Origin of the sequence: Mycobacterium intracellulare ATCC 13950 (genome assembly GCF_000277125.1) — a bacterium.
Lineage (GTDB): Bacteria > Actinomycetota > Actinomycetes > Mycobacteriales > Mycobacteriaceae > Mycobacterium > Mycobacterium intracellulare.
The window spans coordinates 1,189,846-1,216,635 of the sequence record NC_016946.1; the positions used below are offsets into that span (position 1 = coordinate 1,189,846).

Here is a 26,790-nt window from a genome sequence, read left to right on the forward strand (position 1 = left end):
CGGACGAAAGGTCGGTGGATCATGGCTGGACCGTTGAAGGGTTTGCGTGTCGTCGAGTTGGCCGGCATCGGGCCGGGCCCACACGCCGCGATGATCCTGGGGGATCTGGGTGCCGACGTGGTGCGCATCGATCGTCCTTCCTCGGGCCCCGGGGGTGTCGCCAAGGACGCCATGATGCGCAACCGCCGCGTGGTGACCGCCGATCTGAAGACCGACGAAGGCCGCGGTCTCGTCCTCAAACTGATCGCCAACGCCGATGTGCTGATCGAGGGCTACCGCCCAGGCGTCACCGAGCGGCTCGGCCTCGGCCCCGAGGACTGCGCGAAGGTCAACGACCGCCTCGTCTACGCGCGGATGACCGGCTGGGGTCAGACCGGCCCGCGCAGCCAGCAGGCCGGCCACGACATCAACTACATCTCGCTCAACGGCATCCTGCACTCCATCGGCCGGGTGAACGAACGGCCCGTCCCGCCGCTGAACCTCGTCGGGGACTTCGGTGGCGGCTCGATGTTCCTGCTGCTGGGCATCCTGTCGGCGCTGTGGGAGCGGCAGACGTCCGGCAAGGGGCAGGTCGTCGACGCGGCGATGGTGGACGGCTCGAGCGTGCTGGTCCAGATGATGTGGCAGATGCGCTCGTCGGGCATGTGGACCGACGCGCGCGGCACCAACCTGCTCGACGGCGGCGCCCCGTATTACGACACCTACGAATGCGCCGACGGGCGCTACGTCGCGGTCGGCGCCATCGAGCCGCAGTTCTACGCCGCTATGCTCGCCGGGCTGGGGCTTGACGGCGCGGACCTGCCCGGGCAGAACGACGTCGGCCGCTGGCCGGAACTGCGGGCGGTGCTGACCGAGAAATTCGCCAGCCAGGACCGCGACCACTGGGCCAAGGTGTTCGCCGACTCCGACGCGTGCGTGACGCCGGTGCTGGCCTTCGGCGAGGTGCAGACCGAGCCGCACATCACCGAGCGGGACACCTTCTACGAGGTCGACGGCGGCCTGCAGCCGCGGCCGGCGCCAAGGTTCTCCCGCACGGCGCCCGAGACACCGCGCCCCGCGACGCCGGTGGCCGACGCCGAAGCCGTACTCAACGACTGGGTATAGTCCCAACCAACCAGTTGGCTGGAATCCAGGAAATCAGGGAAGGACTCGCATGGAGATCAAAGACGCCGTCGCCGTCGTCACCGGGGGCGCCTCAGGGCTGGGCCTGGCCACCACCAAGCGGCTGCTCGACCGCGGCGCCCAGGTGGTGGTGATCGACCTGCGTGGCGAGGACGCCGTCCGCGAGCTGGGCGAGCGCGCCCGCTTCGTCGAGGCCGACGTCACCGACGAGGCCGCCGTCGGTAAGGCCTTGGACGCCGCGGAGTCGATGGGCACGCTGCGCATCAACGTCAACTGCGCCGGCATCGGCAACGCCATCAAGACGCTGTCCAAGGACGGCCCGTTCCCGCTGGACGGGTTCAAGAAGGTCATCGGCGTCAACCTGATCGGCACCTTCAACGTGCTGCGACTGGCCGCCGAGCGCATCGCCAAGACCGAACCCATTGGGCCCGAAACGAGCCCAGAGCGCGGCGTCATCATCAACACCGCCTCCGTCGCGGCGTTCGAGGGCCAGATCGGCCAGGCCGCCTACTCGGCATCCAAGGGCGGCGTGGTCGGCATGACGCTGCCGATCGCCCGCGACCTCTCGCGCGAGCTCATCCGCGTGGTGACCATCGCGCCCGGGCTGTTCAAGACCCCGCTTTTGGGTTCGCTGCCCGAGGAGGCGCAGGCCTCGCTGGGCAAGCAGGTGCCGCACCCGGCCCGGCTGGGCGACCCCGACGAGTACGGCGCGCTGGCTGTGCACATCGTCGAGAACCCGATGCTCAACGGCGAGGTCATCCGCCTGGACGGCGCCATTCGCATGGCGCCGCGCTAGGCGCGTGCCGCCGTCGGACAAAACGAAAGCCCCCCGCGTCGGCGGGGGGCTTTCGTGATGACCACGATCGATGGTTACTTGCGGAACCACCGACTGACGGAGGGTTCGGCCATTAACAGCCGTGCGAGCATGCTCATGGTCTGCCTCAGCTCGCCGCTTGCAGTTCGTCGAACTGCTCCGAGGTCTCGCCTTCCACCAGCACGTCGCCGTGGTAGAGGGCCTCGAAGTCGACCTTGATGACGTCGGCACTTGTGTCGTCGATCCACATGACACTGAGCGTATGGGCCACCCTTAAGGAAACTTTGAGTCACGATTCGGAAAATGGTGGCAATTTACCCGCGGGTAGGGTGGCCGCCTTTTCCGCTGGGATTTGCGCCCTGAGCTGCTTATTTGCGACACATTTTTCTGGCCGGACTCTTACCGTTCTACCGGTTTAAAAAATGCGGCGTTGAACGATCCACCCGCCCGCCTGCGTGCTTAAGGACAACACTGTTCGACGCGTGGACATTAGCGTTTGTTACGTTGTCGCGGACTAGCCAGCCGCCAGCGCAACGGGGCACCGGCAGCGGAAGGGCTCACAATGCTGCAGAAAATCGCCCGAGTCGCTATCGCGGCGCCGCGCCGGATCATCGCGATCGGGGTGCTGGTTTTCATCGCCGCGGCCGTCTTCGGCGTTCCCGTCGCCAAGAGCTTGTCTCCCGGCGGCTTCCAGGATCCGGACTCGGAGTCCGCCCGCGCCATCGCCGTGTTGACCGACAAGTTCGGGCAGAGCGGTCAGCAGATGCTGATCCTGGTGACGGCCCCCGGCGGCACCAACAGCGAACAGGCCCGCGCGGTGGGCACCGACCTCGTCCACCAACTCCAAGGGTCCCCGCTGGTCTACAACGTGTCCTCGCCGTGGACCGGCGCGGCCCCAGCCGATCTCGTGAGCCGCGACGGCAAGTCGGGCCTCATCGTGGTCAACCTCAAAGGCGGCGAAAACTTCGTCCAGAACAACGCGCAGACCCTGTCGGACCAGTTCGTCTACGACCGCGACGGGGTGACCGTCCGCGCCGGCGGCGCGGCCATGCAGTACGCCCAGATCAACAAGCAGAACCAGGACGACCTGCTGGTGATGGAGATGATCGCGCTGCCGCTGAGCTTCGTGGTGCTGATCTGGGTGTTCGGTGGGCTGCTGGCCGCCGCGTTGCCGATGGCGCTGGGCGCGCTTGCCGTCGTCGGCTCGATGTCGGTGTTGCGCCTGATCACCTTCACCACCGAGGTGTCGATCTTCGCCCTCAACCTCAGCACCGCCCTGGGCCTGGCGCTGGCAATCGACTACACGCTGCTCATCGTCAGCCGCTACCGCGACGAACTGGCCGAGGGCCACGACCGCGACCAGGCGCTGATCCGGACGATGGCCACCTCCGGCCGCACGGTGCTGTTCTCCGCGGTCACCGTGGCGCTGTCGATGTCGGCGACGGTGGCCTTCCCGATGTACTTCCTCAAGTCGTTCGCCTACGCCGGGGTGGCCACGGTCGCCTTCGTCGCCACCGCCTCGATCGTGATCACCCCCGCCGCGATCGTGCTGTTGGGCGACCGGCTGGACGCGTTCAATGTGCGTCGGTTCTTGCGGCGGATGCTGCGGCGACCCGAGCCGGCGCCAAAGCCCGTCGAGCAACTGTTCTGGTATCGGTCGAGCAAGTTCGTGATGCGCCGCTGGGCGCCGGTCGGCCTGGCCGTCGTCGGCCTGCTCCTGCTGCTCGGGCTGCCGTTCTTCTCGGTGAAGTGGGGGTTCCCGGACGACCGGGTGCTGCCGCGCTCGGCGTCGGCGCACCAGGTCGGTGACCGGTTGCGCAACGACTTCGCCGACGATTCCGCGACGTCGGTGCCCGTCGTCGTCCCCGATGCCTCCGGCCTGAATCCCGGGGATTTCGACAGCTACGCCGCCGCGCTCTCGCGCGTGCCCGACGTGGCGGCCGTGTCCGCGCCCGGGGGCACCTTCACGGGCGGAAATCGGGTGGGGCCACCGGCCGGGGCGACCGGGCTGGCCCAGGGCAGCGCCTTTTTGACCGTCAGCAGCACGGCGCCGCTGTTCTCCGCGGCGAACGACGCCCAGCTCGCACGGTTGCACGACGTCCCCGGACCGGCCGGGCGGGCCGTCGAGATGGGCGGGGTGGCGCAGGTCAACCGCGACAGCGTCGACGCCGTGACCGAACGGCTTCCGCTCGTCCTCGGGCTGATGGCCGCGATCACCTTCGTGCTGCTGTTCCTGCTCACCGGCAGCGTGCTGCTGCCGATCAAGGCGCTCGCGTGCAACTTCCTGTCGTTGACCGCGGCGTTCGGCGCGCTGGTGTGGATCTTCCAGGACGGCCATCTCGGTGCGCTGGGCACCACGCCGAGCGGGACGCTGGTGGCCAACATGCCGGTGCTGCTGTTCTGCATCGCCTTCGGACTGTCGATGGATTACGAGGTCTTCCTGCTCTCCCGGATTCGCGAATACTGGCTGGCGTCCGGCGCCGCCCGGCCCGCCCGGCCCACCCCGAAGCAGGCCCACGCCGCCAACGACGAGAGCGTGGCCCTCGGCGTCGCCCGCACCGGTCGGGTCATCACCGCGGCCGCGTTGGTGATGTCGATGTCGTTCGCCGCGCTGATCGCCGCGCACGTCTCGTTCATGCGGATGTTCGGTCTGGGCCTGGTGCTGGCCGTCTTCGCCGACGCCACCCTGGTGCGGATGGTGGTCGTCCCGGCCTTCATGCACGTGATGGGCCGCTGGAACTGGTGGGCGCCCCGGCCCCTGGCGTGGCTGCACGATCGGTTCGGGATCAGCGAAGGCGTCGACCCCGCGCCCCGCCCGCCCACCCCCGAGCCCGTCGCCGGGGCGGCGCTCGTGGAGCCGGTGCCCAATATCGGTTAACGTCCGGCCTGTCCCGGCGCCGAACCCTATTCTGGGCGTCATCCGAGACGGAAGGTTCACACACGTATGACAACGGCGGTCGTCGACAATCCCTTCTTCGCGCGCGTCTGGCCTTTCGTCGCCAACCATGAAGCCGAGGCGATCCGGGTCCTGCGGCGGGAGAACCTGGCCGGGTTGTCCGGCCGGGTGTTGGAGGTCGGCGCGGGGATCGGGACGAACTTTCCGCACTACCCGGCGTCGGTCGACGAGGTCATCGCGGTGGAGCCCGAACCGCGGCTGGCGGCGCGGGCCCGCGCCGCCGCCGACGCGGCCCCCGCCCGGGTGATCGTTTCCGGCGAGACGGCCGAAAGCCTCAGCGCCGGTGAGCCGTTCGACGCGGTGGTGTGCTCGCTGGTGTTGTGCTCGGTCCGTGACCCGGGCGCCGTGCTGCGGCGCCTGTACTCGTTGCTGCGACCGGGTGGGGAACTGCGCTACCTCGAGCACATCGCCAGTGCCGGCGCGCGGGGCCGCTTTCAGCGTTTCGTCGATGCGACGTTGTGGCCCCGGCTGTTTGGCAACTGCCACACCCATCGCGACACCGAACGCTCGATCCTCGACGCGGGATTCGAAGTCGACACCTCGCGGCGGGAGTGGACGCTGCCGGCCTGGGCGCCGATGCCGGTGTCCGAACTCCTGCTGGGCCGCGCGCGCCGGCCCGCCTAGTTCAGCAGGGCGGGCAGCCGCTGCAGCAGTCCCGGCAACGCCTGGCTCGCCGACTCGCGGATGCTGAGGGTGGCGTTGGCCGACAGCGGCGTGACTTCGGGATTGACCTCGATGACGGCGGCGCCGCGCGCCAGCGCCAGCTCCGCGAGCCCGGCCGCCGGATAGACGATCGCCGACGTCCCGACCACCACCATCACGTCGGCGGTCTCGGTCGCCTCGACGGCGCGCCGCCACGGCTCGTCGGGCAACTGTTCACCGAACCACACGATGTCGGGCCGGATCAGGCCGCCGCAATGACACACCGGGGGCTCCACCTCGAGCGCCGGTTCGGGCATGTGCGGGAGCGCGCCGCTGTATGGCTCAGCGCAACGCGCACAACGGAATTCGAACAGGCTCCCGTGCAGGTGGTGGACGGAGCCGCTGCCGGCGCGCTCGTGCAGGTCGTCGACGTTCTGGGTGATGACGGTGACTCGGGCGTCGTCCTGCCAGGCGGCGATGGCGCGATGACCCGCATTGGGTTGCACGTCGGCGACCAGGTAATGCCGCCACAGGTACCAGCCCCAGACGCGCTGGGGGTTGTCGCGCCACCCTTGCGTGCTGGACAGCTCGTAGGGATCGAAGCGGGCCCACAACCCGTTCTTGTCGTCGCGGAACGTCGGCACACCGCTTTCCGCGGAGATCCCCGCGCCGCTGAGCACCGCTACGCGCATCCCACCAAGATAGCCGGAGGTGGGGGATACTGAACGGGTGGAGCTGGGTGACTGGTTGCGGGTCGACGTGAAGGCGGGCAAGCCGTTGTTCGACCAGCTCAGGACGCAGGTTATCGACGGGGTCCGCGAGGGCGCGCTGCCGCCGGGCACGCGCCTGCCCACCGTGCGGGACCTGGCCGGCCAGCTCGGGGTCGCGGTCAACACCGTGGCTCGCGCCTACCGCGAGCTGGAGACCGCCGCCATCATCGAAACCCGCGGCCGCTTCGGCACATTCGTCGCGCGCTACGACCCGACCGACGCCGCCATGGCCGCCGCCGCACGCGAGTACGTCCGGGTAGCACGCGGACTCGGGTTGGACAAAGCCGATGCCCTGCGCTACATCGAATCGGTGCCCGACGAGTAAGCGCTACCGTTCGGCATCGAAAAGCGTTGGCGCGCAGCCCATGCGGTAGTACCGCTCAGCGCAGCACCTTGTCGAGCGTGCGCAGGTTGCGCGTCGTGGTCGACGACTTGTAGCGCGCCTTGCCCATCGTCTTGCCGATGGTGCTGTCCAGGGTGCCGCCCTTGGGGACCTGCCAGTAGACCACGCCGTCACCGCGGCTGATCCGCTCGTCCGGGCCGGCCTCCTGACCCAGCGCGGCGAGCTCGTCGAGCACCGCCTTATCGGCGACGAACGTGACGTAGGACTGGTAGCCGTCGGCGTCGCGCTCGAACGGATAGGCGTCGACCACCTCGCGCACGGTGCCGATGTCATAGGCGAGCACCCAGGCGTCGTAGCCGAACCGTTCGCGCAACGCCGCCTCGGCCTTCCTGCGCACCGCCGCCACGCCGGCCGACGACTCCAGCACGACGTTGCCGCTGGCCAACACGGTTCGCACCTCGGTGAAGTCCGCGTCGGTCAGCGCGGCCGCCACCTCGGCCATCTTCAGATTGACGCCCCCGACGTTCACGCCACGCAGAAACGCCGCGTACTTGGTCATGCCCCGATTCCACCAGCCCGGCCGGGGGACGACCATCCCGGGCCGCCCGGGCGGCGCGCGACGTAGGCTTTCGTCATGGGACGCCAAGTCTTCGACGACAAGCTGCTGGCCTTGATAAGCGGACATTCCCTCGGGGTGCTGGCCACCATCAAGCGCGACGGGCGACCGCAACTGTCGAACGTGAGCTACCACTTCGACCCGCGCAGCATGGCGATCCAGGTGTCGATCACCGAGCCGCGCGCCAAAACGCGCAACCTGCGCCGAGACCCGCGGGCGTCGATCCTGGTCGACGCCGACGACGGCTGGTCGTACGCCGTCGCCGAGGGCACCGCCGAACTGACCCCCCCGGCGGCCGCGCCCGGCGACAGCACCGTGGAGGCGTTGATTGCCTTGTACCGCAACATCGCCGGCGAACATCCCGATTGGGACGAATACCGGCAGGCGATGGTCACCGATCGGCGGGTGCTGCTGACGTTGCCGATCTCGCACCTGTACGGCATGCCGCCCGGCATGCGGTAGCCGCGCCGCCTGCGCGCCCGCCCGTCAAACCGGGGCTAAGCTGCCCCTATGGCCGCATCGAATGCCCGGCAGGGTTCACAGTCGTCCAAGGCTTCGGGGGCTTCTGAACCGCCCGGGTCGGACGAGGACACCAAGCGCAAGTTCCGCGAAGCGCTCGACCGCAAGATGGCGAAATCCTCGACCGGATCCGACCACAAGGACGGCGCCGGCAAGCAGTCCCGGGCGCACGGCGCGGCGGGTAACCGGCGCGAGTTCCGCCGCAAGAGCGGCTGACCCCCGAGACTCGTTGGTAGACGGCCCGATTCGCCTAGCCGCTGGGTGGGCAGAACAGGCCGATCGAGGGGTCGTCTCGCCCCGGTTTGCCGCGCAGGCTTCCTCGGGTGCTGGGATGTCCGAAGTCCAGTCGGGACGGGTCGTTCTGGTAGGCCCAGTCCGCCACGATGGTGCGCCGGCTGAACTTCCAACGGCCGTCGTGCCTGGTGTACTCGTCCAGGTACCGGCCGCCGATGATGACGTCGACGTCGTGGTCGGGACCGGCGAAGGTGTGAAACACCAGGCAGTAGACCTCACCGTGGGCCTTTTCGCCCGCGACCACGAAGTTCGTCGTGGTGATGTTGTGTTGGGAGACACGCACATACGGCTGCGCGGCCTGCAACTGCGCGATGAACTGTTCGACACCGCCGGTCGAGAACGAGCCGTGCGAGTCGGTCGCGTCGGGGTGATACATCTCCCGCAGGCCTTCGTAGTCGGCGCGGTCGACGGCGCGGCAGTAGGACGTGACGAGCGCGTGCAGTTCGTCGCGGGCCAGCATCAGCTCCAATCGGGCCTCATCCACCACCACGTCACGATAACTCGACGGTTAGGGTGCTGGTCGTAGGCGCGGTTTCGGCGGTTGCTGTCGCACCAACCGGCCTCGGTCGTAGGGTGTTCACCGAAAGGAAGGTCGTTGACGGTGAAACTTTGGCTGGCTCAAGATCCCGAGGCCGACGCGCTGCTGGACGAGGATCCGTTGGCCCTGCTCATCGGGATGGTCCTCGATCAGCAGGTGCCGTTCGAGACCGCCTTTTCGGGACCGAAGAAGATCGCGGACCGCATGGGCGGTTTCGGCGCTCACGAGATCGCCGAGTACGACCCGGACAAGTTCGCCGCGCTGTGCTCGGAAAGACCTGCGATACACCGTTTTCCGGGATCGATGGCCAAACGTATCCAGACCCTGGCCCAGATCATCGTGGACCGCTACGACGGTGACGCCGCGGGCTTGTGGACCTCGGGTGACCCCGACGGCGAGGAGCTGCTGCGGCGCATCAAGGGGCTGCCCGGTTTCGGTGCGGTCAAGGCGCAGATCTTTCTGGCGCTGCTGGGCAAGCAGTACGGCGTGACGCCGAAGGGCTGGCGCGCGGCCGCCGGCGAGTTCGGCAAGGCGGGCACGCACATCTCCGTCGCCGATATCGTCGACGCCGAGTCGATGGGCGCGGTGCGTGCCTATAAGAAGCAGATGAAGGCGGCAGCCAAAGCGGCGAAGTAGTCGGTGCACAGAAGGGAAGGGCAGCAACGTGAAGACACACATAACGTGTCCGTGCGGCGAGGCCATTGTCGGCAAGGACGAGGACGAGCTGGTCGAACTGACCCAGGCTCATCTCGCCAGCGTTCATCCCGGCCTCGAATACGACCGCGACGCGATCCTGTTCATGGCGTACTAAAGCGAACGCGCGTGACCCCGGTGCGGGGACACGCGCGTTCGCAGGCGGCGAAACGGTGACGGCGCCGGTGTGTTACGGCACCACCGTCGAGCCGATCGTGGGCATGAACTGGCACTGCTTTTCCTTGGTCGTGACCTGACCGAAGATCGTCGACATGATGCTGCCCGAGCCCGTGTCGGCGATCGCGCTCAGCGTCGTCGGCCCGTCCGGGTTGATGTCCGGTCGCGGCTTGAGGGCGACGGTGCCTGACTTGCCGGTGGTCAGGTTCACCCAGGTGACGTTCAACGGCAGCTTCTGCACCTCGGCGGGTCCGGGCGTGCCGACCGCGGTGAACACGTAGGCGGTCTGGCCGGGCCCCGGGCCGGGAAGCGGAATCTTGGCCGGGCCCGCGACCGACAGCGCGGTGGCGATCGCGCTGCTGCCATCGGCCAGGCAGTTGGTGCCGATCGAGGGATACATGAAGTCCTGCGTGGGCGGCGTGTCGGCGCCGAATCCCGGGGCGGCCGCGGTCGGGGCGGCGTCCGGCGCGGGTGCGGGCGCCGGGGCGGCCTCGGGTGCCGGGGGTGCGGCGGCGGGTGCTGGTGGTGCCGGAATCGGCGCCGCGACGGGCACATTCGCGGGCGGGGCGGGCGCGGGCGCCGGCGCGGCGGCGGGTGCGGGCCCGGCCGCGTGCGCCGGGTCGACGCCGGCCGGCAGGTGCGCCTCGGGTGCCGGCTGGGGTGCGGGACCCGCCGCGTGCACCGGGTTGATCCCTGCCGGCAGGTGCGCCTGCACACCGGGTTCCACCCCGGTCGCCGGAACGTGTTGCACCGGCGCGGTGGGCTCTTGGACGAACTGATTCACCGCCGCCGCCACGTTTTTGGACTCGCTGGGAGCGGTCGGGCTGTGGGCGAAGGCTTGCGCGGCGGCCATGAGCAGCTGTGTCGCCTGCTGCGGGTCGCCGGCCGCTTGCTGGATGAGCGGGCTGAGCTGCGACAGGGCAGGCAGCCCCGGCAGCTGTTGGGCCGCGCTGGATTGTGGTGTCGGCTGCGGCGCCGCCGGGTCGGCTGCCGCGCTCGGGCAAAGCCCGAGCGCGGCAACCGATGCCGTGACGACAGCGGCCAAACCTTTGGACAGATTCCAAGTGGTTGCCACGGTTGTCCTCCGGTTCTCAGTGGTGGGTTAGGCCGATGACGACGCTGCTCAAGGCAGTGCGGCGAGCAGCGGCGCTGCCGGTCCGGCCGGGCTGGCGGCCGGCGCGGGTGCGGCCGGAGCGGCTGGTGTCGCCGGGGTCTGGCCCGAGGCCAGCGCCGGCAGATCCTGCGGAAGCCGCACCTGCGGGGGGACGTTGACCGGAAGGCCCGCCGGCATCGCCGGCATGTTGACCTGCGCCTGCGGGATTTGCGGTGCGGGCGGGGTGGCCGGCGCGCTCGGCGCCGACAGCCCCGGGATCGCGGGCAGGCCCGGGATCGACGAGGCCGGCGCGGCCGGACTCGCGGCCGCCGGCTGTGCGCCGGTCAGGCCCTGAATCATCCCAGGAATGCCGCTCGCCGCGGAGGGTGACGCCGGCGCGGCGGGCGTCGCCGACTGCGCCAGCCCCGGAATGGACGGTACCGCCGCCGGAGATGACGCGGGAGCGGCGGGCGCCGCCGGCATCAGGCCGGGGATCGACGGGATGCCCGCCGTGGTCGCCGATGCCGGCGAGGCGGCCGCGGGAACACCCGGGAAGCTGATGCCCGGTGTGGCGGGCGCCGCGGGCGGCGTGGCGCCGAGCGCGGTCGCGAGGTTCTGCAGGATTTGCGGTGCGTTGGCCGCCGAGCTGATCAGCTGCTGCGGAATGTTCGGCACCGCCGGAGCCGGAACGGGGTCGGCGTGGGCGATACCGCCCGTCAATAGTGCTGCGGACGAACCGGCCAGGACGGCGGCTGCACGCAAGTAAGTCCAGATGGTTGGCATGACTCTCCCTGATTGATCGATTACAGGTCCCGTCGCTGAAGCTACTTTGATGCAGATGGGACTCAAGTGACACGTGTGGCATTTATTTATTCGTTACGGATACGAGTGGGAGCGGTGACCGAACGCGCGAAATGGCGCGCACTGCATAGATGTGCATGGGTCATCGGGGGACCGACGGGGCCGCGCCGCATGGTCCGATCGCTAAAGTCGGGCGGATAGACACCATCTCGGCCGCCCCGGCGGCACCCATCACCCAGCGGTTGGCGAATCGCCTCGTCGTGGCCGGGCCGATCCTGCTCATCGCGAGCGTCGCGGCGCGGCTGGCCTGGACGTACCTGGCCCCCAACGGCGCGAACTTCGTCGACCTGCACGTCTACCTCGGCGGAGCCGCCGCGATCGACCATCCCGGCACCCTGTACAGCTACGTCTACGCCGACCAGACGCCGGACTTCCCGCTGCCGTTCACCTACCCGCCCTTCGCGGCCGTCGTCTTCTACCCGCTGCACCTGCTGCCGTTCGGGCTCGTCGCATTCCTGTGGCAGATCGCGACCATGGCCGCCCTGTACGGCGCGATCCGGATCAGCCAGCGCCTGACGGCCGCGCCGGCCGGTCCCCGCGGCCGCCGACTGGCGATGGCGTGGACGGCGATCACGATCTGGATTGAGCCGCTGCGCAGCACATTCGACTACGGTCAGGTCAATGTTTTGCTCATGGCCGCGGTGCTGTGGGCGGTCTACACCACGCGATGGTGGCTGTCGGGATTGCTGGTCGGCGCGGCCGCCGGAATCAAGTTGACCCCCGCGATCTCAGGGGTCTATCTGGCCGGCGCCCGGCGGTGGGGCGCGGCGGTGTTCTCGGCGGTCGTTTTCGTTGCCACCGTTGGGATTTCGGTCGTGGTCGTCGGCGACCAGACCCGCTACTACTTCACCGAACTACTGGGCGACGCTCACCGGGTGGGTCCCATCGCCACCTCGTTCAATCAATCGTGGCGCGGCGCCATCTCACGCATCCTGGGCCACGACGTCGGATTCGGGCCGCCGCTGGTGGTCGCGCTCGTCGTCACCGCGGTGCTGGCCGTCCTGGCCTGGCGCGCGCTGGACGCCGCCGATCAGCTGGGCAGGCTGATCGTGGTCGAGCTGTTCGGGCTGCTGCTGTCGCCGATCTCCTGGACCCACCACTGGGTGTGGCTGGTGCCGTTGATGATCTGGGCGATCCACGGCGCGGGACGCACGCTGTGCGGGGCGCGAATCGCCGGCTGGGGGTGGTTGGCGCTCACCCTGATCGGCGTGCCGTGGTTGCTGAGCTTCGCTCAACCGACCATCTGGCAGATCGGCCGCCCGTGGTATCTGGCCTGGGCCGGGCTGATCTACACCGCGGCCGCGGTGGCGACGCTGATCTGGATCGCGGCCACCGGCAACCGCGGCCGAGACGCCGCGCCCGGGGTACGGGCCGCCGGCTAGCTGTCGACGATCCCGTTGATGTCGCGGGCCATGTCGATATCGTTTTGGGTGATGCCACCCTCGGAGTGGGTGACGAGAGCGAAAGTCACTGTCCGCCAGCGTATATCGATGTCGGGGTGGTGGTCCTTGCTTTCCGCGTGCTCGGCGACGCGGCGCACCGCATCGATGCCGGCCAGGAAGCTTCCGAATTTGATCGAGCGGCGCAGGGCGCCGTCGGCACGCTCCCATCCGTCCAGATCGGGCAATGCGGCGTCTACTTGCTCATCCGTTAACACAGCCATGACTCGTCACCGTTCTGTTGTCCAAAATCCTTGCTACCGAGAATGTTACGGAGATCCGGGACGTCAGGACCTAGACTCCCCGCCACTGGTCGGGCTTCTGTTTGTCGCTGAGATGGCGGACGCGGGCGACGAGGGGTGAATGGCCCTGCTGCTTCGCCCAGTCGATGGCCTCCTGCTGGGTTTGGCTCTGGTGGAGCTCGCTGTCGCCGTGGTCCTCGACGACGTAGTGCGTGATCGGGTCTCCGTCGCGGCCCTTTGGTCGCGGTTCGATGAACACGTTGGGCATGGCGCTTCTCCTCACTGAGTGCGATCGGCCGACCTAGTGCATACCCAGACAACGCCGGCCTTCACAGCGCGCCGCGAATGAGTGCGCCAACCTCGGTGCCCGCCGTGGTGGCCGCGCGATAACACAGCCAGGACGCGACGGTATACCGTCACTGGCCATGCCGACCCAGATCGTCGTCGCGGGCGCCCTCATCCGCGACGCGCGCGTCTTGGTGGCACAGCGGGTACGCCCGCCGGAGCTGGCCGGGCGCTGGGAGCTGCCCGGGGGCAAGGTCGCGCCCGGTGAGACCGAGCGCGACGCGCTGGCCCGCGAGCTGGTCGAGGAGCTCGGTTTGGCGGCGGGCGACGTCGCGGTGGGCGAGCGGCTCGGCGCGGACATCGCGGTGGACGGCGGGATCACGCTGCGCGCCTACCGGGTGCATTTGCTCGGCGGCCGTCCGGACGCGCGTGAGCACCGGGCCCTGCGCTGGATCACCGCCGCTGAGCTGCACGATCTCGACTGGGTGCCGGCCGACCGGGGCTGGCTTCCGGCCCTGGCCGGCGCCCTGTGAACGGCCCTCATAACAAGTCCACAGACTTCCCGCAGCTGATGTACAGCCGCGTTGCAGGTCGCCACAGTGAACTGAAGGCAACAAAATGACTTGTAATAACGCCACACGAATCTGCCCTGGATGTGCGTGCCGATAACTAGCCAGATGGTTGTCCAGACCTTTGCCGTCCCGGCTCGGTGCCCGACCGGGAGGCCTTCGCGTGCGCGAAAACCGATGCTCATGACCCTGTTTCTCGCAGACTCACCGCGCGCGGCGAAGGTGATCGCCCCGCGCACATCGACCTATGCTGGTGCGGTATCACCGCCCGGCCCGCGGGCCCGAAATGCCGATGGCTGAGCCGATCCGAGTTGGTGCGGACGGGCGGCTCACGGGGCTGATCGCCGGACACAACTCAACTGGGGCCACGCACAGGGCCGGGCGACGCGGCGCGACGCTACCGACGAGGAGGAGTACTTCTTGACTGCCACACCGCACATTGGTGGAGTGCTCGAGGAGCTCTTGGAGCGCAGCGGGCGGTTCTTCACGCCGGGCGAGATCTCGGCCGACCTGCGCACCGTGACGCGGCGGGGCGGCCGCGAGGCCGACGTGTTCTACCGCGACCGGTGGAGCCACGACAAGGTGGTTCGCTCCACGCACGGCGTGAACTGCACCGGGTCCTGCTCCTGGAAGATCTACGTCAAAGACGGGATCATCACCTGGGAAACCCAGCAGACCGACTATCCGTCGGTGGGTCCGGACCGCCCCGAGTACGAGCCGCGCGGTTGCCCCCGCGGTGCGTCGTTCTCCTGGTACAGCTACTCGCCCACCCGGGTGCGCTATCCCTACGCCCGCGGCGTGCTGGTCGAGATGTACCGGGAGGCCAAGGCGCGCCTGGGTGATCCCGTGCTGGCGTGGGCCGACATCCAGGCCGACCCCGAACGCCGCCGGCGCTATCAGCGGGCGCGCGGAAAGGGCGGACTGGTCCGCGTCACCTGGGCCGAGGCCACCGAGCTGATCGCCGCCGCCCACGTGCACACCATCAAGACCTACGGCCCGGATCGGGTCGCCGGATTTTCCCCGATCCCGGCGATGTCGATGGTGTCGTATGCCGCCGGCTCGCGATTCTTCGAGCTGATCGGCGCTCCGATGACGTCGTTCTACGACTGGTACGCCGACCTCCCGGTGGCCTCACCGCAGGTGTTCGGCGACCAGACTGACGTCCCCGAATCCGGAGATTGGTGGGACGCAGCGTATTTGATGATGTGGGGCTCCAACGTGCCGATCACCCGGACCCCCGACGCGCACTGGATGGCCGAGGCGCGTTACCGCGGCACCAAGGTCGTCACCGTCAGCCCCGACTACGCCGACAACACCAAGTTCGCCGACGAGTGGATGCCGTGCGCGGCCGGCACCGACGGGGCGCTGGCCATGGCGATGGGGCACGTCATTCTCTCGGAATGCTATGTGCAAAAGCAGGTTCCGTTCTTCGTCGACTATTCGCGTCGCTACACCGATCTGCCGTTCCTGATCAAGCTGGAAGAACGCGGCGACATGCTGGTGCCGGGCAAGAACCTGACGGCGGCGGACCTGGGCGAGGCGGTCGAGAACGCGGCGCTCAAGCCCGCGGTGCTGGACGAAACGACCAATTCCGTTGTGGTGCCACACGGTTCGCTGGGATTTCGGTACGGCGAATCCGGTGTCGGGAAGTGGAACCTGGACCTCGGTGACCTGGTGCCGGCGCTCAGCGTGCGCGACGCGCACGGCTCCAACGGGGAGGGCAGCACCGCGCTGGTGCACATGCCCAGCTTCGACACCGTCGACGGCGAGGGCACCACCGTGGCGCGCGGTGTCCCGGTGCGCCGCATCGGCAAGCACATGGTGTGCACCGTCTTCGACCTGATGCTCGCGCAGTATGGCGTCGCCCGCGCGGGGTTGCCCGGCGAATGGCCCACCGGCTACGACGACGCGACGCAGCAGAACACCCCGGCGTGGCAGGAAGCGATCACCGGTGTGTCGGCCGCCCAAGCCATCCGCGTCGCGCGGGAATTCGCCCACAGCGCCGAGGAATCCGGCGGCCGCTCCATGATCATCATGGGCGGGGGCATCTGCCACTGGTTCCACGCCGACGCCATCTACCGTGCGGTGCTGGCGCTGCTGATGCTCACCGGGTCGATGGGTCGCAACGGGGGCGGCTGGGCCCATTACGTGGGCCAGGAAAAAGTGCGCCCGCTCACCGGATTCCACACGATGGCGATGGCCACCGACTGGGTGCGCCCGCCGCGCCAGGTGCCCGGCGCCTCGTACTGGTACGCGCACACCGACCAATGGCGCTATGACGGTTACGGCGCGGACAAGCTGTCCAGCCCGGTGGGCCGGGGGCGCTTCGCGGGCAAGCACACCATGGACCTGCTGGCGTCGTCGGTGGCCATGGGATGGAGCCCGTACTACCCGCAGTTCGACCGGTCGAGTTTGGACGTCGCCGACGAGGCGCGCGCCGCGGGTCGCGACGTCGCCGACTACGTCGCCGAGCAGCTCGGCCAGCGCGAACTCAAACTCGCGGTGACCGATCCCGACAACCCCGTCAACTGGCCCCGGGTGCTCACCGTGTGGCGCGCCAACCTGATCGGGTCGTCGGGCAAGGGGGGCGAATACTTCCTGCGCCACCTGCTGGGAACCGACTCCAACGCATCGGCGCTGCCGCCCGAGGACGGGGTGCGGCCCGTCGACGTGACGTGCGAGGGGGACATCCCCGAGGGCAAGCTCGACCTGATGATGTCGATCGACTTCCGGATGACGTCGACGACCCTGGTTTCGGATGTCGTGCTGCCGGCGGCGACCTGGTACGAAAAGTCCGACATCTCCAGCACCGACATGCACCCCTACGTGCACGCGTTCAGCGCCGCCACCGACCCGCCCTGGGAAACCCGTTCGGACTTCGACGCTTTCGGCGCCATCGCCCGCGCCTTCAGCGCCATGGCCAAGGAGCATCTGGGCACCCGCACCGACGTGGTGCTCAGCGCGCTGCAGCACGACACGCCCGACGCGATGGCCTATCCCGATGGCACCGAATCCGATTGGCTGCGCACCGGTGCGACGCCGGTGCCGGGCCGCACCATGGGCAAGCTCACCGTGGTGGAACGTGACTACGGCGCCATCTACGACAAGTGGCTGACGCTGGGGCCGCTGGTCGACAAGTTCGGGCTGACCACCAAGGGCATCACCGTGCACCCGTTCCGGGAGGTCGAGGAGCTCGCCGCCAAGTTCGGCGTGCTCAAATCCGGTGTGGCAGCGGGCCGCCCGGCCGTGACCACCGCCGCTCGGATGGCCGACGTGCTGCTGCTGCTGTCGGGGACGACCAATGGGCGCCTGGCGGTCGAGGGTTTCCACGAGCTGGAAAAGCGCACGGGACAGCGGCTGGTGCACCTGGCCGAGGGCAGCGAGGACAAGCGCATCAGTTACGCCGACACCCAGGCGCGGCCCGTGCCCGTGGTCACCAGCCCGGAATGGTCGGGCAGCGAAACGGGCGGTCGCCGCTACGCACCGTTCACCATCAACATCGAGAACCTCAAGCCGTTCCACACCCTGACCGGGCGGATGCATTTCTATCTCGCCCACGACTGGGTCGAGGAACTCGGCGAGCACCTGCCGGTCTTCCGCCCGCCGCTGGACATGGCGCGCTTGTTCGGCGCACCGACACTCGGGCCGACCGAGGACGGAATCGGGCTCACGGTGCGATACCTGACGCCGCACTCGAAGTGGTCCTTCCACTCCACCTACCAGGACAACCTCTACATGCTCTCGTTGTCCCGCGGCGGCCCGACGATGTGGATGAGCCCTGGCGACGCAGCGAAAATCCAAGTGCGCGATAACGATTGGGTCGAGGCGGTGAACGTCAACGGCATCTACGTGTGCCGGGCGATCGTCTCGCACCGGATGCCCGACGGGGTGGTGTACGTCTACCACGTCCAGGAGCGCACCGTCGACACCCCGCGCACCGAAACCAACAACAAGCGGGGCGGCAACCACAACGCGCTCACCCGGGTGCGGATCAAGCCCAGCCACCTGGCCGGCGGCTACGGCCAGCACGCCTTCGCGTTCAACTACCTGGGGCCGACCGGCAACCAGCGCGACGAGGTGACCGTCGTGCGGCGCCGCAGCCAGGAGGTGACGTACTGATGAAGGTCATGGCGCAGTTGGCGATGGTGATGAACCTCGACAAGTGCATCGGTTGTCACACCTGCTCGGTGACCTGCAAGCAGGCGTGGACCAACCGGCCCGGCACCGAATACGTGTGGTTCAACAACGTCGAAACCCGTCCCGGCCAAGGCTATCCGCGCACCTACGAGGACCAGGAGCGCTGGCGGGGCGGCTGGATTCGCGACAAGAAGGGCCGGCTGCGGCTGCGCGACGGCGGCCGCATCCAGAAGCTGCTGCGCATCTTCGCCAACCCGAGGCTGCCCGTCCTCGGCGACTACTACGAACCGTGGACCTACGACTACGAGAACCTGACCACGGCACCCGCGGGTGACACGTTCCCGACCGCCGCGCCCCGAAGCGCGATCAGCGGTGAGCCGATGAAGGTTTCGTGGGGGCCGAACTGGGATGACAACCTGGCCGGCTCGTCGGAGATCCTGGCCGGGGACCCGATCTTGAAGAAGGTCAACGAGGAGATCAAGCTCAAGCTCGAAGAGACCTTCATGTTCTACCTGCCCCGGATCTGTGAGCACTGCCTCAACCCCTCCTGCGTGGCGTCGTGCCCGTCGGGCGCGATGTACAAGCGCAGCGAGGACGGCATCGTGCTGGTGGACCAGGACCGCTGCCGCGGCTGGCGGATGTGCGTGTCCGGATGTCCTTACAAGAAGGTCTATTTCAACCACAAGACGGGCAAAGCCGAGAAGTGCACGCTGTGCTATCCGCGCATGGAGGTCGGGCTGCCGACCATCTGCTCGGAGACCTGCGTGGGCCGGCTGCGCTACCTCGGCGTGGTGCTCTACGACGCCGACCGGGTGCTGGAAGCGGCGTCGGTGGAAAAAGACACCGATCTGTATCGGGCGCAGTGCGAGATCCTGCTGGACCCTAACGATCCGAACGTCATCGCCGGTGCCCGGGCCGAGGGCATCCCCGACGAGTGGATCGAGGCCGCGCAGCGTTCCCCGATCTACGCGCTGATCCACACCTACCAGGTGGCGTTGCCGCTGCACCCGGAATACCGCACCATGCCGATGGTTTGGTACATCCCGCCGCTGTCGCCGGTGGTCGACGCGGTCAGCCGCGACGGGCACGACGGGGAGGACATCGGCAACCTGTTCGGCGCGCTGGACGCGCTGCGCATCCCGATGCAATATCTCGCCGAACTGTTCACCGCCGGCGATACCGCCGTCGTGGAAGGGGTGCTGCGGCGGCTGGCGGCGATGCGCTCCTACATGCGCGACATCAACCTCGGCCGCGACACCCAGCCACACATCCCGCATTCGGTCGGCATGACCGAAGAGCAGATCTACGAGATGTACCGGCTGCTCGCCATCGCGAAATACGAAGAGCGCTACGTGATTCCGACGGCGTTCGCCCCGCAGGCCCGCGAGCTCGAGGAGATGGGCTGTTCGTTGACGGGCGAAGGCGGCCCGGGTATGTACGAATCCGAACCGATACCGGTGTCGGTGGAAACCTTCCACGCGCTCCAGCGCGGCGGCTCCGCGGAAGCAGAACCCGCTCACGCCCGGCCGCGGGTGAACCTGCTCAATTGGGACGGCGGCCAGGTGCCCGCGGGAATGTTCCCCGAGGAGCAGAAGCGGTGAGGCTGCTGTCCGCGCTCCGGGAGCGTTCCACCGGCCGGGCGATGCAGGACCGCCTGGTGTGGCAGGCGGCGTCGCTGCTGCTGGCCTACCCGGACGACGGGTTCACCGAACGCCTGGACGCCGTCGACGAAATCCTCGGCCACATCAGCGGTCCCGCGGCGACGCTCCTCGGGCAGACGGTCGCGGCGCTGCGTGCCCGTGAGCCGATGGCCGCGGCGATGGACTACGTCGCGACGTTCGATATGCGCCGGCGCGCCACCATGTATCTGACGTACTGGACCGCGGGGGACACCCGCAACCGCGGACGGGAGATGCTGGCGTTCGCCACCGCCTACCGCGAGGCGGGTGCGCAGCCACCGAGCGGCGAGGCCCCCGATCATCTGGCCGTGGTGCTCGAATTCGCCGCCACCGTCGACCCGGAGGCCGGACGGCGGCTGCTGACCCAGCACCGTGTGCCGATCGACGTGCTGCGCGGCGCCCTGGCCGAGGCCGAGTCACCGTACGAGCCGGTCGTGGCCGCGATCTGCGAGACCCTGCCGGCGGCCACCGATCAGGAGGTGCGCCGCGCCGAGCGACTGGCGCAGGCCGGGCCGCCCGCCGAAGCCGTTGGGCTGCAACCGTTTACCTTGACCGTGCCACCCCGCAAAGGAACGCCAGGTGTTTAGCAACGTCCTGTTCTGGGATATCGCCCCATACGTCACGCTGTCGGTCCTGATCGTCGGGACCTGGTGGCGCTACCGCTACGACAAGTTCGGCTGGACCTCACGGTCCTCGCAGATCTACGAGTCGCGACTGCTCAGCATCGCCAGCCCCATCTTCCATTTCGGCATCCTGGCGGTCTTCGCCGGACACGTGGTGGGGCTGTTCATCCCGCCGAAGGTCACGCAGCTGATGAAGATGAGCGACCACGTCTACCACATGCAGGCGGTCATCGCCGGCTCGATCGCCGGCGTCGCCACGCTCGTCGGGATCGGGCTGCTCGTCTACCGGCGGTTCACCCGTCCCGCCGTGTCCATGGCCACCACCCGCAGCGACAAGGTGATGTATCTGGTGCTGGTGCTGGCGATCGTGGTGGGCCTGTACTGCGACCTGATCGGCACCGGCCCGCACGGCGGCGAATTCCACTACCGCTACACGGTCGGTTTGTGGTTCCGCCGGATCTGGATACTGCAGCCGCACGGCGAGGTGATGATCAACGCGCCGCTGGACTACCAGCTGCACGCGTTGATCGGCATGGTGCTGTTCACGCTGTGGCCGTTCACCCGGCTGGTGCACGTGTTCAGCGCCCCGGTCGTCTACCTGTTCCGGCCCTACATCGTCTATCGCAGCCGCGAGGCGACGGGCAAGGGCCAACAACTGGTGGGCACGGCGCCGCGCCGCCGGGGCTGGTAGCCGACGGCCAAGGCGCGCGCAGGCCCCGCCTCGCCGTTCGGTGTGCAACGTGGGCGCTGGTTGTGAAGCCGCGCCGGCGACACGCCGATCCGCCGCGCCGCAAGCGCACACTCAACGCCGCTGACGCACACTCAACGCCGCCGCCGGCGACCTGCCAGTTCGCTATCCACGGCCCCCGCTGCCACAATCTCCGACGTGTCATTTCGCAACGTCGCCATCGTCGCCCACGTCGACCACGGCAAGACCACCCTGGTTGACGCGATGCTGCGGCAGTCGGGTGCGCTGCACCACCGGGGGGACGACGCGGTCGAACGCCTGATGGACTCCGGGGACCTAGAGAAGGAAAAAGGCATCACGATCCTGGCCAAGAACACGGCCGTGCATCGCAAGAACCCGGACGGAACGACGACCGTCATCAACGTCATCGACACCCCGGGCCACGCCGACTTCGGCGGCGAGGTGGAGCGCGGCCTGTCGATGGTGGACGGGGTGCTGCTGCTGGTCGACGCCTCGGAGGGGCCGCTGCCGCAGACCCGGTTCGTGCTGCGTAAGGCCCTGGCCGCCCACCTTCCGGTGATCCTGGTCGTCAACAAGACGGACCGGCCGGACGCCCGGATCTCCGAGGTCGTCTCCGAAAGCCACGACCTGCTGCTCGACGTCGCCTCCGACCTCGACGAGGACGCGCAGAAGGCCGCCGAGGCCGCCCTGGACCTGCCCACGCTGTACGCCTCGGGACGGGCCGGCATCGCCAGCACGACGGAACCGGCCAATGGCGAGAACCCCGAGGGCGACAACCTCGATCCGCTATTCGACGTGCTGCTTGAGCACATCCCGCCGCCGCAGGGTGATCCCGAAGCCCCGCTGCAGGCGCTGGTCACCAACCTGGACGCGTCGGCGTTCCTGGGCCGGCTCGCGCTGATCCGCATCTACAAGGGCCGTATCCGCAAGGGCCAGCAGGTGGCCTGGATGCGGGAAGTGGACGGCCACCCCGTCATCACGAACGCGAAGATCACCGAGCTGCTGGTGACCGAGGGCGTCGAGCGTTCCTCGACCGACGAGGCCGTCGCCGGGGACATCGTGGCCGTCGCGGGCATTCCGGAGATCATGATTGGCGACACGCTGGCCGACCCGGACCACGCGCACGCGCTGCCGCGCATCACCGTCGACGAGCCCGCGATCTCGGTGACCATCGGCACCAACACCTCGCCGCTGGCGGGCAAGGTGAAGGGGCACAAGCTGACCGCTCGCATGGTGAAGTCGCGCCTGGACGCCGAACTCGTGGGCAACGTCTCCATCAAGGTCGTCGACATCGACCGGCCCGACGCCTGGGAGGTGCAGGGCCGCGGCGAGCTCGCGCTGGCGGTCCTTGTGGAACAGATGCGCCGCGAGGGCTTCGAGCTCACGGTGGGCAAGCCGCAGGTCGTCACGCAGACGATCGACGGCAAGCTGCACGAGCCCTTCGAGGCGATGACCATCGACTGCCCCGAGGAATTCGTCGGCGCCATCACCCAGCTGATGGCCGCCCGCAAGGGCCGCATGGAAGAGATGACCAACCACGCCGCCGGGTGGGTCCGGATGGACTTCATCGTGCCCAGCCGCGGCCTGATCGGCTTCCGCACCGACTTCCTCACGCTGACCCGCGGCACCGGGATCGCCAACGCGGTGTTCGACGGCTACCGGCCGTGGGCCGGGGAGATCCGCGCCCGCCACACCGGGTCGCTGGTGTCCGACCGCGCGGGCACCATCACCCCGTTCGCCATGATCCAGCTCGCCGACCGGGGCCAGTTCTTCGTCGAGCCCGGCCAGGACACCTACGAGGGCATGGTCGTCGGGATCAACCCGCGCGCAGAGGATCTCGACATCAACGTCACCCGCGAGAAGAAGCTGACCAACATGCGGTCGTCGACCGCCGATGTCATCGAAACGTTGGCCCGGCCGCTCGAACTCGATCTCGAGCAGGCCATGGAATTCTGCGCGCAAGACGAATGCGTGGAGGTGACCCCGGAGATCGTGCGGGTGCGCAAGGTCGAGCTGGACGCCACCTCCCGGGCCCGCAGCCGGTCGCGCGCCAAGGCCCGGGGTTAACACCTGGTGGTCGGACGGGCCGCTGTGCGGCTGCTCGATACCCTGATCAGCGTGCCGAGACGCGTCCGTCGCTTGTTCATGGTGCTCGGCGGCCTCGTCTCGTTGGTCGGGCTGGTGGTTTCGGCGTGCACGGTCAACCCGCCGCCGGCGCCGCAGAGCACCGACACGCCGCACAACTCGGTGCCTCCGCCGCCCCGGGTCAGCGAGATCATCATGGGCATCGACTCGATCGGCGCGGGGTTCAATCCGCACCTGCTGTCCGACCTGTCCCCGGTGAACGCGGCGATCAGCGCGTTGGTGTTGCCCAGCGCCTTTCGGCCGGTTCCGGACACCGCCGCGCCGACGGGCTCGCGCTGGGAGATGGACCCGACGCTGTTGGTGTCCGCCGACGTGACCAGCCAGAACCCGTTCACGGTGACCTACAAGATCCGGCCGGAGGCGCAGTGGACCGACAACGCCCCCATCGCCGCCGACGACTTCTGGTACCTGTGGCGCCAGATGGTCAGCCAGCCCGGGGTCGTCGACCCGGCCGGGTATGACCTCATCACCGGCGTGCAGTCGCTGGAGGGCGGCAAGCAGGCGGTGGTGACCTTCGCGCAGCCGTATCCGGCGTGGAAGGAGTTGTTCAGCAACATCCTTCCGGCGCACATCGTCAAGGACGTGCCCGGCGGATTCGCGGCCGGGCTGGCCCGGGCCCTTCCAGTCACGGGCGGGCAGTTCCGGGTGGAGAGCATCGACCCGCAGCGCGACGAAATCCTGGTCGCCCGCAACGACCGTTACTGGGGGCCGCCGGCCAAACCCGCGCTCATCCTCTTTCGGCGCGCCGGGGCGCCCGCCGCCCTGGCGGACTCCGTGCGCAACGGCGACACCCAGGTGGCGCAGGTCCACGGCGGCTCGGCGGCCTTCGCGCAGCTGTCCGCCATTCCCGACGTCCGCACCGCCCGGATCGTGACGCCGCGGGTCATGCAGCTCACGCTGCGGGCCAACGAGCCCAAACTGTCTGATACCCAAGTCCGTAAGGCGATCCTGGGGTTGCTCGACGTCGACCTGCTGGCCGCCGTCGGCGCGGGCAGCGACAACACGGTCACGCTGGATCAGGCCCAGATCCGCGCGCCGAGCGACCCCGGCTACGAGCCGACCGCGCCGCCGGCGATGACGACGGCGGCCGCGCTGACCCTGCTGCAGGGGGCCGGGTACCGGGTCGAACCCAACTCGTCCGCTTCCCCCGCGCCGACCCCGGCGAACACCGGGCCGCCCGAGGTCATCCGCGGCCGGATCAGCAAGGACGGCCAACAGCTGTCGCTGGCGATCGGGGTGGCGGCCAACGACCCGACCTCGGTGGCGGTCGCCAACACCGCCGCCGACCAGTTGCGCAACGTCGGCATCGCCGCGACCGTGCTGGCGCTGGACCCGGTCACCCTCTACCGCGACGCGCTGAACGACGGCCGCGTGGACGCGATCGTCGGCTGGCATCAGGCCGGCGGCAACCTGGCCACCCGGCTCGCCTCCCGCTACGGCTGTCCCGCGCTGCAATCGACCCAGGTCCCGTCCACCGGCGAGACGACGCCGGTCTCGTCCGCTCCCGCCGGGCCCCCACCGTCGACCGGGCCGGGCACCACGACCGCGACACCGACGTCGGCGCCCCCACCCAGCCGCCCCGCGGATCCCAACGCCCTGGTGCAGGCGCCGTCGAACCTCACCGGCATCTGCGATCGCAGCGTCCAGTCGAACATCGACGCCGCCCTCAACGGCACCAAGAGCATCAACGACGTCATCACCGCCGTCGAACCGCGGCTGTGGAACATGTCCACGGTGCTGCCGATCCTGCAGGACACCACGATCGTCGCGGCCGGACCGAGCGTGCAGAACGTCAGCCTGTCCGGAGCGGTTCCGGTCGGCATCGTCGGCGACGCCGGCCAGTGGATCAAGACGGGGCCGTAACCGCGCTCAGTCGGCGGGCGGGCGTGACGCCCGCGGCGGGATCACGGTGTCGACGATGAGGGCCAGCTCGCGGCGGTTCGGCGGCGACCCGTTCAGCAGGAAGTGCTGGTTGATCAGCGCCGAGCCGATCCGGGCTGTCAGCGGTGTGATCGCCGTCGGATCGAGGTCGCCGTCGTCCACGGCGGCCTGCAGGATCGATTCGACGATTTGCAGGCGCGGGCGCACCACGGCATCGGCGAAGATGGCCCGCATCTCGGGTTCGTGCAGGAGCTGATGGATGACGTCCAAACTGGGGAAGGCGGTCTTTCCGGCCAGCAGGTCACGCTGGGCGGTGAACATCGCCAGCAGGTTCTCCCGGGCCGAGCGGCCGGACCGCAGCTCGGGCACCGGTGGCAGCGCGAAAACCAAAGCGGCGTGCACCAGCTCGCACTTGGTGTCCCAGCGCCGGTAGAGCGCGGCCTTGCCGGTGTGGGCGCGCGCCGCGATCCCCTCCATGGTCAGGCTCCCGTACCCGACTTCGGTCAGTTCGGCCAGGGTGGCCTCGTAGAGGGCGCGTTCGAGGACCTCGCCTCGCCGGCGGCTCCGGTTGCCGGTCCGGTCTGCGTCCGTGAGCTGAGGCATTTCTTGATAGTAGCCGTGCGCGTTCCTATCTGCTGCTTGTCGGTAGGGTGCCGTCCATGCCTGAGACGCCGCGGCTGCTGTTCGTCCACGCACATCCCGACGACGAAAGCCTCGGCACCGGCGCCACCATCGCCCACTACGCCGCCCGCGGCGCCGACGTCCGCGTGGTCACCTGCACGCTCGGCGAGGAGGGCGAGGTGATCGGCGATCGGTGGGCCGAACTCGCCGTCGATCGCGCCGACCAGCTCGGCGGCTACCGGATCGGCGAATTGACCGCCGCGTTGCGGGCGCTCGGGGTCGGTGGACCCCGATATCTCGGCGGCGCGGGCCGGTGGCGCGATTCGGGCATGCGCGGCACCCCCACGCGGCACCGGCAACGATTCATCGACGCCGACGAGCGCGAGACCGTCGGCGCGCTGGTGGCCCTGATCCGCGAGCAGCGCCCCCACGTCGTCGTCACCTACGACCCGGCGGGCGGCTATGGCCATCCCGATCACGTGCACGCGCACACGGTGACGACGGCGGCCGTAGCGGCGGCCGGCTCGTCGGGCGGCGCTGCCGCGTTTCCCGGCGAGCCGTGGGCCGTGCCGAAGTTCTACTGGTCGGTCTTTTCCACCCGGGCGTTCGAGGCCGGCCTGGCCGCGCTGACGCCCGAGGATCTGCGGCCGGAGTGGTCGCTCCCGTCCGAAGAGGAGTTCACGTTCGGATACGACGACGGCGACATCGACGCCGTCGTCGAGACCGATGAGGATGCGCTGGCCGCCAAGCGGGTGGCGCTCGCGGCGCACGCCACCCAAGTGGTGGTCGGGCCCACCGGTCGCGCCTGCGCCCTGTCCAACAACGTGGCCCTGCCGATCGTGGGGGAGGAGCACTACGTCCTGGCCGCCGGCGACGCGGGGGAGCGCGACGGGCGTGGCTGGGAGACGGATCTGCTCGCAGGGCTCGATCTGACCGCGACCCGTACGCGGTAGGCTGCCAAACAGGCAGCCACGGAAGGAATTCGCATGGACCCCGACCTGGACCCTAATCAGCAGCACTGG

27 protein-coding genes are annotated in these 26,790 nt (G+C 69.0%); 18 read left to right on the plus strand and 9 right to left on the minus strand.

Annotated elements, in window-relative coordinates; translation table 11 throughout:
• The first annotated feature begins 21 nt into the window (after positions 1 to 21).
• Positions 22 to 1,104: a CaiB/BaiF CoA transferase family protein gene (locus OCU_RS30845; protein WP_036458380.1), complete on the plus strand. Its 1,083-nt coding sequence runs from the start codon at positions 22 to 24 to the stop codon at positions 1,102 to 1,104.
• 49 nt (positions 1,105 to 1,153) lie between these two features.
• A complete protein-coding gene (locus OCU_RS30850; RefSeq protein WP_009954646.1) occupies positions 1,154 to 1,918 on the plus strand; it encodes a 3-hydroxyacyl-CoA dehydrogenase in 765 nt (254 codons plus the stop codon).
• A gap of 145 nt (positions 1,919 to 2,063) precedes the next feature.
• Here OCU_RS30850 and OCU_RS51765 read toward each other — a convergent pair whose 3' ends face one another.
• Positions 2,064 to 2,186, minus strand: coding sequence for a hypothetical protein (locus OCU_RS51765; protein ID WP_003878506.1), 123 nt, complete (start codon positions 2,184 to 2,186; stop codon positions 2,064 to 2,066).
• 312 nt (positions 2,187 to 2,498) lie between these two features.
• Here OCU_RS51765 and OCU_RS30855 point away from each other — a divergent pair, with 312 nt between their 5' ends.
• On the plus strand, positions 2,499 to 4,814 hold the full coding sequence (locus OCU_RS30855; RefSeq protein WP_014379413.1) for an MMPL family transporter: 2,316 nt from the start codon (positions 2,499 to 2,501) through the stop codon (positions 4,812 to 4,814).
• Positions 4,815 to 4,880: 66 nt separating this feature from the next.
• Positions 4,881 to 5,516: a class I SAM-dependent methyltransferase gene (locus OCU_RS30860; protein ID WP_014379414.1), complete on the plus strand. Its 636-nt coding sequence runs from the start codon at positions 4,881 to 4,883 to the stop codon at positions 5,514 to 5,516.
• On the opposite strand, the gene OCU_RS30865 is transcribed toward OCU_RS30860, so the two are convergent.
• Positions 5,513 to 6,226, minus strand: a complete 714-nt coding sequence (locus tag OCU_RS30865; protein ID WP_041787036.1) for an NAD-dependent deacylase — start codon at positions 6,224 to 6,226, stop codon at positions 5,513 to 5,515. The two genes, OCU_RS30860 and OCU_RS30865, sit on opposite strands and share 4 nt — an antisense overlap.
• Before the next feature lie 37 nt (positions 6,227 to 6,263).
• On the opposite strand from OCU_RS30865, the gene OCU_RS30870 reads away from it, so the two are divergent.
• A complete protein-coding gene (locus OCU_RS30870) occupies positions 6,264 to 6,629 on the plus strand; it encodes a GntR family transcriptional regulator (RefSeq protein WP_008254464.1) in 366 nt (121 codons plus the stop codon).
• A gap of 55 nt (positions 6,630 to 6,684) precedes the next feature.
• Here OCU_RS30870 and OCU_RS30875 read toward each other — a convergent pair whose 3' ends face one another.
• Positions 6,685 to 7,206: a DUF1697 domain-containing protein gene (locus OCU_RS30875; RefSeq protein WP_036458337.1), complete on the minus strand. Its 522-nt coding sequence runs from the start codon at positions 7,204 to 7,206 to the stop codon at positions 6,685 to 6,687.
• Between the two features lie 75 nt (positions 7,207 to 7,281).
• Here OCU_RS30875 and OCU_RS30880 point away from each other — a divergent pair, with 75 nt between their 5' ends.
• Both OCU_RS30880 and OCU_RS30885 read left to right on the plus strand, forming a co-directional pair.
• Positions 7,282 to 7,725: a PPOX class F420-dependent oxidoreductase gene (locus OCU_RS30880; RefSeq protein WP_008254475.1), complete on the plus strand. Its 444-nt coding sequence runs from the start codon at positions 7,282 to 7,284 to the stop codon at positions 7,723 to 7,725.
• Positions 7,726 to 7,773: 48 nt separating this feature from the next.
• Positions 7,774 to 7,998, plus strand: a complete 225-nt coding sequence (locus tag OCU_RS30885; RefSeq protein WP_009954636.1) for a DUF5302 domain-containing protein — start codon at positions 7,774 to 7,776, stop codon at positions 7,996 to 7,998.
• Positions 7,999 to 8,032: 34 nt separating this feature from the next.
• On the opposite strand, the gene OCU_RS30890 is transcribed toward OCU_RS30885, so the two are convergent.
• A complete protein-coding gene (locus OCU_RS30890) occupies positions 8,033 to 8,566 on the minus strand; it encodes a nuclear transport factor 2 family protein (protein ID WP_009954635.1) in 534 nt (177 codons plus the stop codon).
• A 111-nt stretch (positions 8,567 to 8,677) separates the two neighbouring features.
• On the opposite strand from OCU_RS30890, the gene OCU_RS30895 reads away from it, so the two are divergent.
• Together OCU_RS30895 and OCU_RS50210 are read left to right on the plus strand one after the other, a co-directional pair.
• The gene (locus tag OCU_RS30895) at positions 8,678 to 9,250 is read left to right on the plus strand and encodes an HhH-GPD-type base excision DNA repair protein (RefSeq protein WP_014379417.1); all 573 of its coding nucleotides are present in this window, start codon (positions 8,678 to 8,680) and stop codon (positions 9,248 to 9,250) included.
• Positions 9,251 to 9,278: 28 nt separating this feature from the next.
• Entirely contained in the window at positions 9,279 to 9,425 is a 147-nt protein-coding gene (locus OCU_RS50210; RefSeq protein WP_003875447.1) for a hypothetical protein, read from the plus strand.
• Positions 9,426 to 9,497: 72 nt separating this feature from the next.
• On the opposite strand, the gene OCU_RS30900 is transcribed toward OCU_RS50210, so the two are convergent.
• Both OCU_RS30900 and OCU_RS30905 read right to left on the minus strand, forming a co-directional pair.
• Positions 9,498 to 10,559 carry an Rv1157c family protein gene (locus OCU_RS30900; RefSeq protein WP_014379418.1) on the minus strand — a complete coding sequence of 354 codons (1,062 nt, stop codon included), beginning with the start codon at positions 10,557 to 10,559 and terminating at the stop codon, positions 9,498 to 9,500.
• 48 nt (positions 10,560 to 10,607) lie between these two features.
• The gene (locus tag OCU_RS30905; RefSeq protein WP_020415586.1) at positions 10,608 to 11,360 is read right to left on the minus strand and encodes a hypothetical protein; all 753 of its coding nucleotides are present in this window, start codon (positions 11,358 to 11,360) and stop codon (positions 10,608 to 10,610) included.
• Between the two features lie 149 nt (positions 11,361 to 11,509).
• Between OCU_RS30905 and OCU_RS30910 the strand changes: the two genes are divergently transcribed.
• Positions 11,510 to 12,820: a mannosyltransferase gene (locus OCU_RS30910; RefSeq protein ID WP_026071437.1), complete on the plus strand. Its 1,311-nt coding sequence runs from the start codon at positions 11,510 to 11,512 to the stop codon at positions 12,818 to 12,820.
• Here OCU_RS30910 and OCU_RS30915 read toward each other — a convergent pair.
• Together OCU_RS30915 and OCU_RS30920 are read right to left on the minus strand one after the other, a co-directional pair.
• Entirely contained in the window at positions 12,817 to 13,101 is a 285-nt protein-coding gene (locus OCU_RS30915; RefSeq protein ID WP_009952356.1) for a 4a-hydroxytetrahydrobiopterin dehydratase, read from the minus strand. The genes OCU_RS30910 and OCU_RS30915 overlap by 4 nt on opposite strands.
• A gap of 70 nt (positions 13,102 to 13,171) precedes the next feature.
• Positions 13,172 to 13,387 carry a hypothetical protein gene (locus tag OCU_RS30920; protein ID WP_008254496.1) on the minus strand — a complete coding sequence of 72 codons (216 nt, stop codon included), beginning with the start codon at positions 13,385 to 13,387 and terminating at the stop codon, positions 13,172 to 13,174.
• 157 nt (positions 13,388 to 13,544) lie between these two features.
• Between OCU_RS30920 and OCU_RS30925 the strand changes: the two genes are divergently transcribed.
• The 7 genes from OCU_RS30925 to OCU_RS30955 all read left to right on the plus strand — a co-directional run bounded on the left by OCU_RS30925 (position 13,545) and on the right by OCU_RS30955 (position 25,129).
• Complete coding sequence (locus OCU_RS30925; protein ID WP_009952355.1) at positions 13,545 to 13,937, plus strand: (deoxy)nucleoside triphosphate pyrophosphohydrolase; 393 nt, start codon at positions 13,545 to 13,547, stop codon at positions 13,935 to 13,937.
• A 456-nt stretch (positions 13,938 to 14,393) separates the two neighbouring features.
• The gene (locus OCU_RS30930; protein WP_009952353.1) at positions 14,394 to 18,092 is read left to right on the plus strand and encodes a nitrate reductase subunit alpha; all 3,699 of its coding nucleotides are present in this window, start codon (positions 14,394 to 14,396) and stop codon (positions 18,090 to 18,092) included.
• On the plus strand, positions 18,092 to 19,711 hold the full coding sequence (narH, locus tag OCU_RS30935; RefSeq protein ID WP_014379423.1) for a nitrate reductase subunit beta: 1,620 nt from the start codon (positions 18,092 to 18,094) through the stop codon (positions 19,709 to 19,711). The genes OCU_RS30930 and narH overlap by 1 nt, the downstream gene beginning before the upstream one ends.
• On the plus strand, positions 19,708 to 20,376 hold the full coding sequence (narJ, locus tag OCU_RS30940; RefSeq protein ID WP_014379424.1) for a nitrate reductase molybdenum cofactor assembly chaperone: 669 nt from the start codon (positions 19,708 to 19,710) through the stop codon (positions 20,374 to 20,376). Before narH ends, narJ begins: the two co-directional genes overlap by 4 nt.
• Entirely contained in the window at positions 20,369 to 21,103 is a 735-nt protein-coding gene (narI, locus tag OCU_RS30945) for a respiratory nitrate reductase subunit gamma (RefSeq protein WP_008254506.1), read from the plus strand. The genes narJ and narI overlap by 8 nt, the downstream gene beginning before the upstream one ends.
• Positions 21,104 to 21,298: 195 nt before the next feature.
• Positions 21,299 to 23,188: a translational GTPase TypA gene (gene typA, locus OCU_RS30950; RefSeq protein ID WP_014379425.1), complete on the plus strand. Its 1,890-nt coding sequence runs from the start codon at positions 21,299 to 21,301 to the stop codon at positions 23,186 to 23,188.
• Between the two features lie 45 nt (positions 23,189 to 23,233).
• Positions 23,234 to 25,129, plus strand: coding sequence for an ABC transporter family substrate-binding protein (locus OCU_RS30955; protein ID WP_162130207.1), 1,896 nt, complete (start codon positions 23,234 to 23,236; stop codon positions 25,127 to 25,129).
• Between the two features lie 6 nt (positions 25,130 to 25,135).
• Here the strand turns inward: OCU_RS30955 and OCU_RS30960 are convergent, their stop codons facing one another.
• Positions 25,136 to 25,750, minus strand: a complete 615-nt coding sequence (locus tag OCU_RS30960; RefSeq protein WP_014379427.1) for a TetR/AcrR family transcriptional regulator — start codon at positions 25,748 to 25,750, stop codon at positions 25,136 to 25,138.
• Between the two features lie 56 nt (positions 25,751 to 25,806).
• On the opposite strand from OCU_RS30960, the gene mshB reads away from it, so the two are divergent.
• On the plus strand, positions 25,807 to 26,721 hold the full coding sequence (mshB, locus tag OCU_RS30965; RefSeq protein ID WP_009952347.1) for an N-acetyl-1-D-myo-inositol-2-amino-2-deoxy-alpha-D-glucopyranoside deacetylase: 915 nt from the start codon (positions 25,807 to 25,809) through the stop codon (positions 26,719 to 26,721).
• The last annotated feature ends 69 nt before the right edge of the window (positions 26,722 to 26,790 follow it).

Excerpts from the sequence above, each read along its gene's own strand:
- OCU_RS30845 (WP_036458380.1), top strand. The coding sequence starts at position 22 with ATGGCTGGACCGTTGAAGGGTTTGCGTGTCGTCGAGTTGGCCGGCATC.
- OCU_RS30850 (WP_009954646.1), top strand. The coding sequence starts at position 1,154 with ATGGAGATCAAAGACGCCGTCGCCGTCGTCACCGGGGGCGCCTCAGGG.
- OCU_RS51765 (WP_003878506.1), bottom strand. The coding sequence starts at position 2,186 with ATGTGGATCGACGACACAAGTGCCGACGTCATCAAGGTCGACTTCGAG.
- OCU_RS30855 (WP_014379413.1), top strand. The coding sequence starts at position 2,499 with ATGCTGCAGAAAATCGCCCGAGTCGCTATCGCGGCGCCGCGCCGGATC.
- OCU_RS30860 (WP_014379414.1), top strand. The coding sequence starts at position 4,881 with ATGACAACGGCGGTCGTCGACAATCCCTTCTTCGCGCGCGTCTGGCCT.
- OCU_RS30865 (WP_041787036.1), bottom strand. The coding sequence starts at position 6,226 with ATGCGCGTAGCGGTGCTCAGCGGCGCGGGGATCTCCGCGGAAAGCGGT.
- OCU_RS30875 (WP_036458337.1), bottom strand. The coding sequence starts at position 7,206 with ATGACCAAGTACGCGGCGTTTCTGCGTGGCGTGAACGTCGGGGGCGTC.
- OCU_RS30880 (WP_008254475.1), top strand. The coding sequence starts at position 7,282 with ATGGGACGCCAAGTCTTCGACGACAAGCTGCTGGCCTTGATAAGCGGA.
- OCU_RS30885 (WP_009954636.1), top strand. The coding sequence starts at position 7,774 with ATGGCCGCATCGAATGCCCGGCAGGGTTCACAGTCGTCCAAGGCTTCG.
- OCU_RS30905 (WP_020415586.1), bottom strand. The coding sequence starts at position 11,360 with ATGCCAACCATCTGGACTTACTTGCGTGCAGCCGCCGTCCTGGCCGGT.
- OCU_RS30910 (WP_026071437.1), top strand. The coding sequence starts at position 11,510 with ATGTGCATGGGTCATCGGGGGACCGACGGGGCCGCGCCGCATGGTCCG.
- OCU_RS30915 (WP_009952356.1), bottom strand. The coding sequence starts at position 13,101 with ATGGCTGTGTTAACGGATGAGCAAGTAGACGCCGCATTGCCCGATCTG.
- OCU_RS30920 (WP_008254496.1), bottom strand. The coding sequence starts at position 13,387 with ATGCCCAACGTGTTCATCGAACCGCGACCAAAGGGCCGCGACGGAGAC.
- OCU_RS30925 (WP_009952355.1), top strand. The coding sequence starts at position 13,545 with ATGCCGACCCAGATCGTCGTCGCGGGCGCCCTCATCCGCGACGCGCGC.
- narH (WP_014379423.1), top strand. The coding sequence starts at position 18,092 with ATGAAGGTCATGGCGCAGTTGGCGATGGTGATGAACCTCGACAAGTGC.
- OCU_RS30960 (WP_014379427.1), bottom strand. The coding sequence starts at position 25,750 with ATGCCTCAGCTCACGGACGCAGACCGGACCGGCAACCGGAGCCGCCGG.
- mshB (WP_009952347.1), top strand. The coding sequence starts at position 25,807 with ATGCCTGAGACGCCGCGGCTGCTGTTCGTCCACGCACATCCCGACGAC.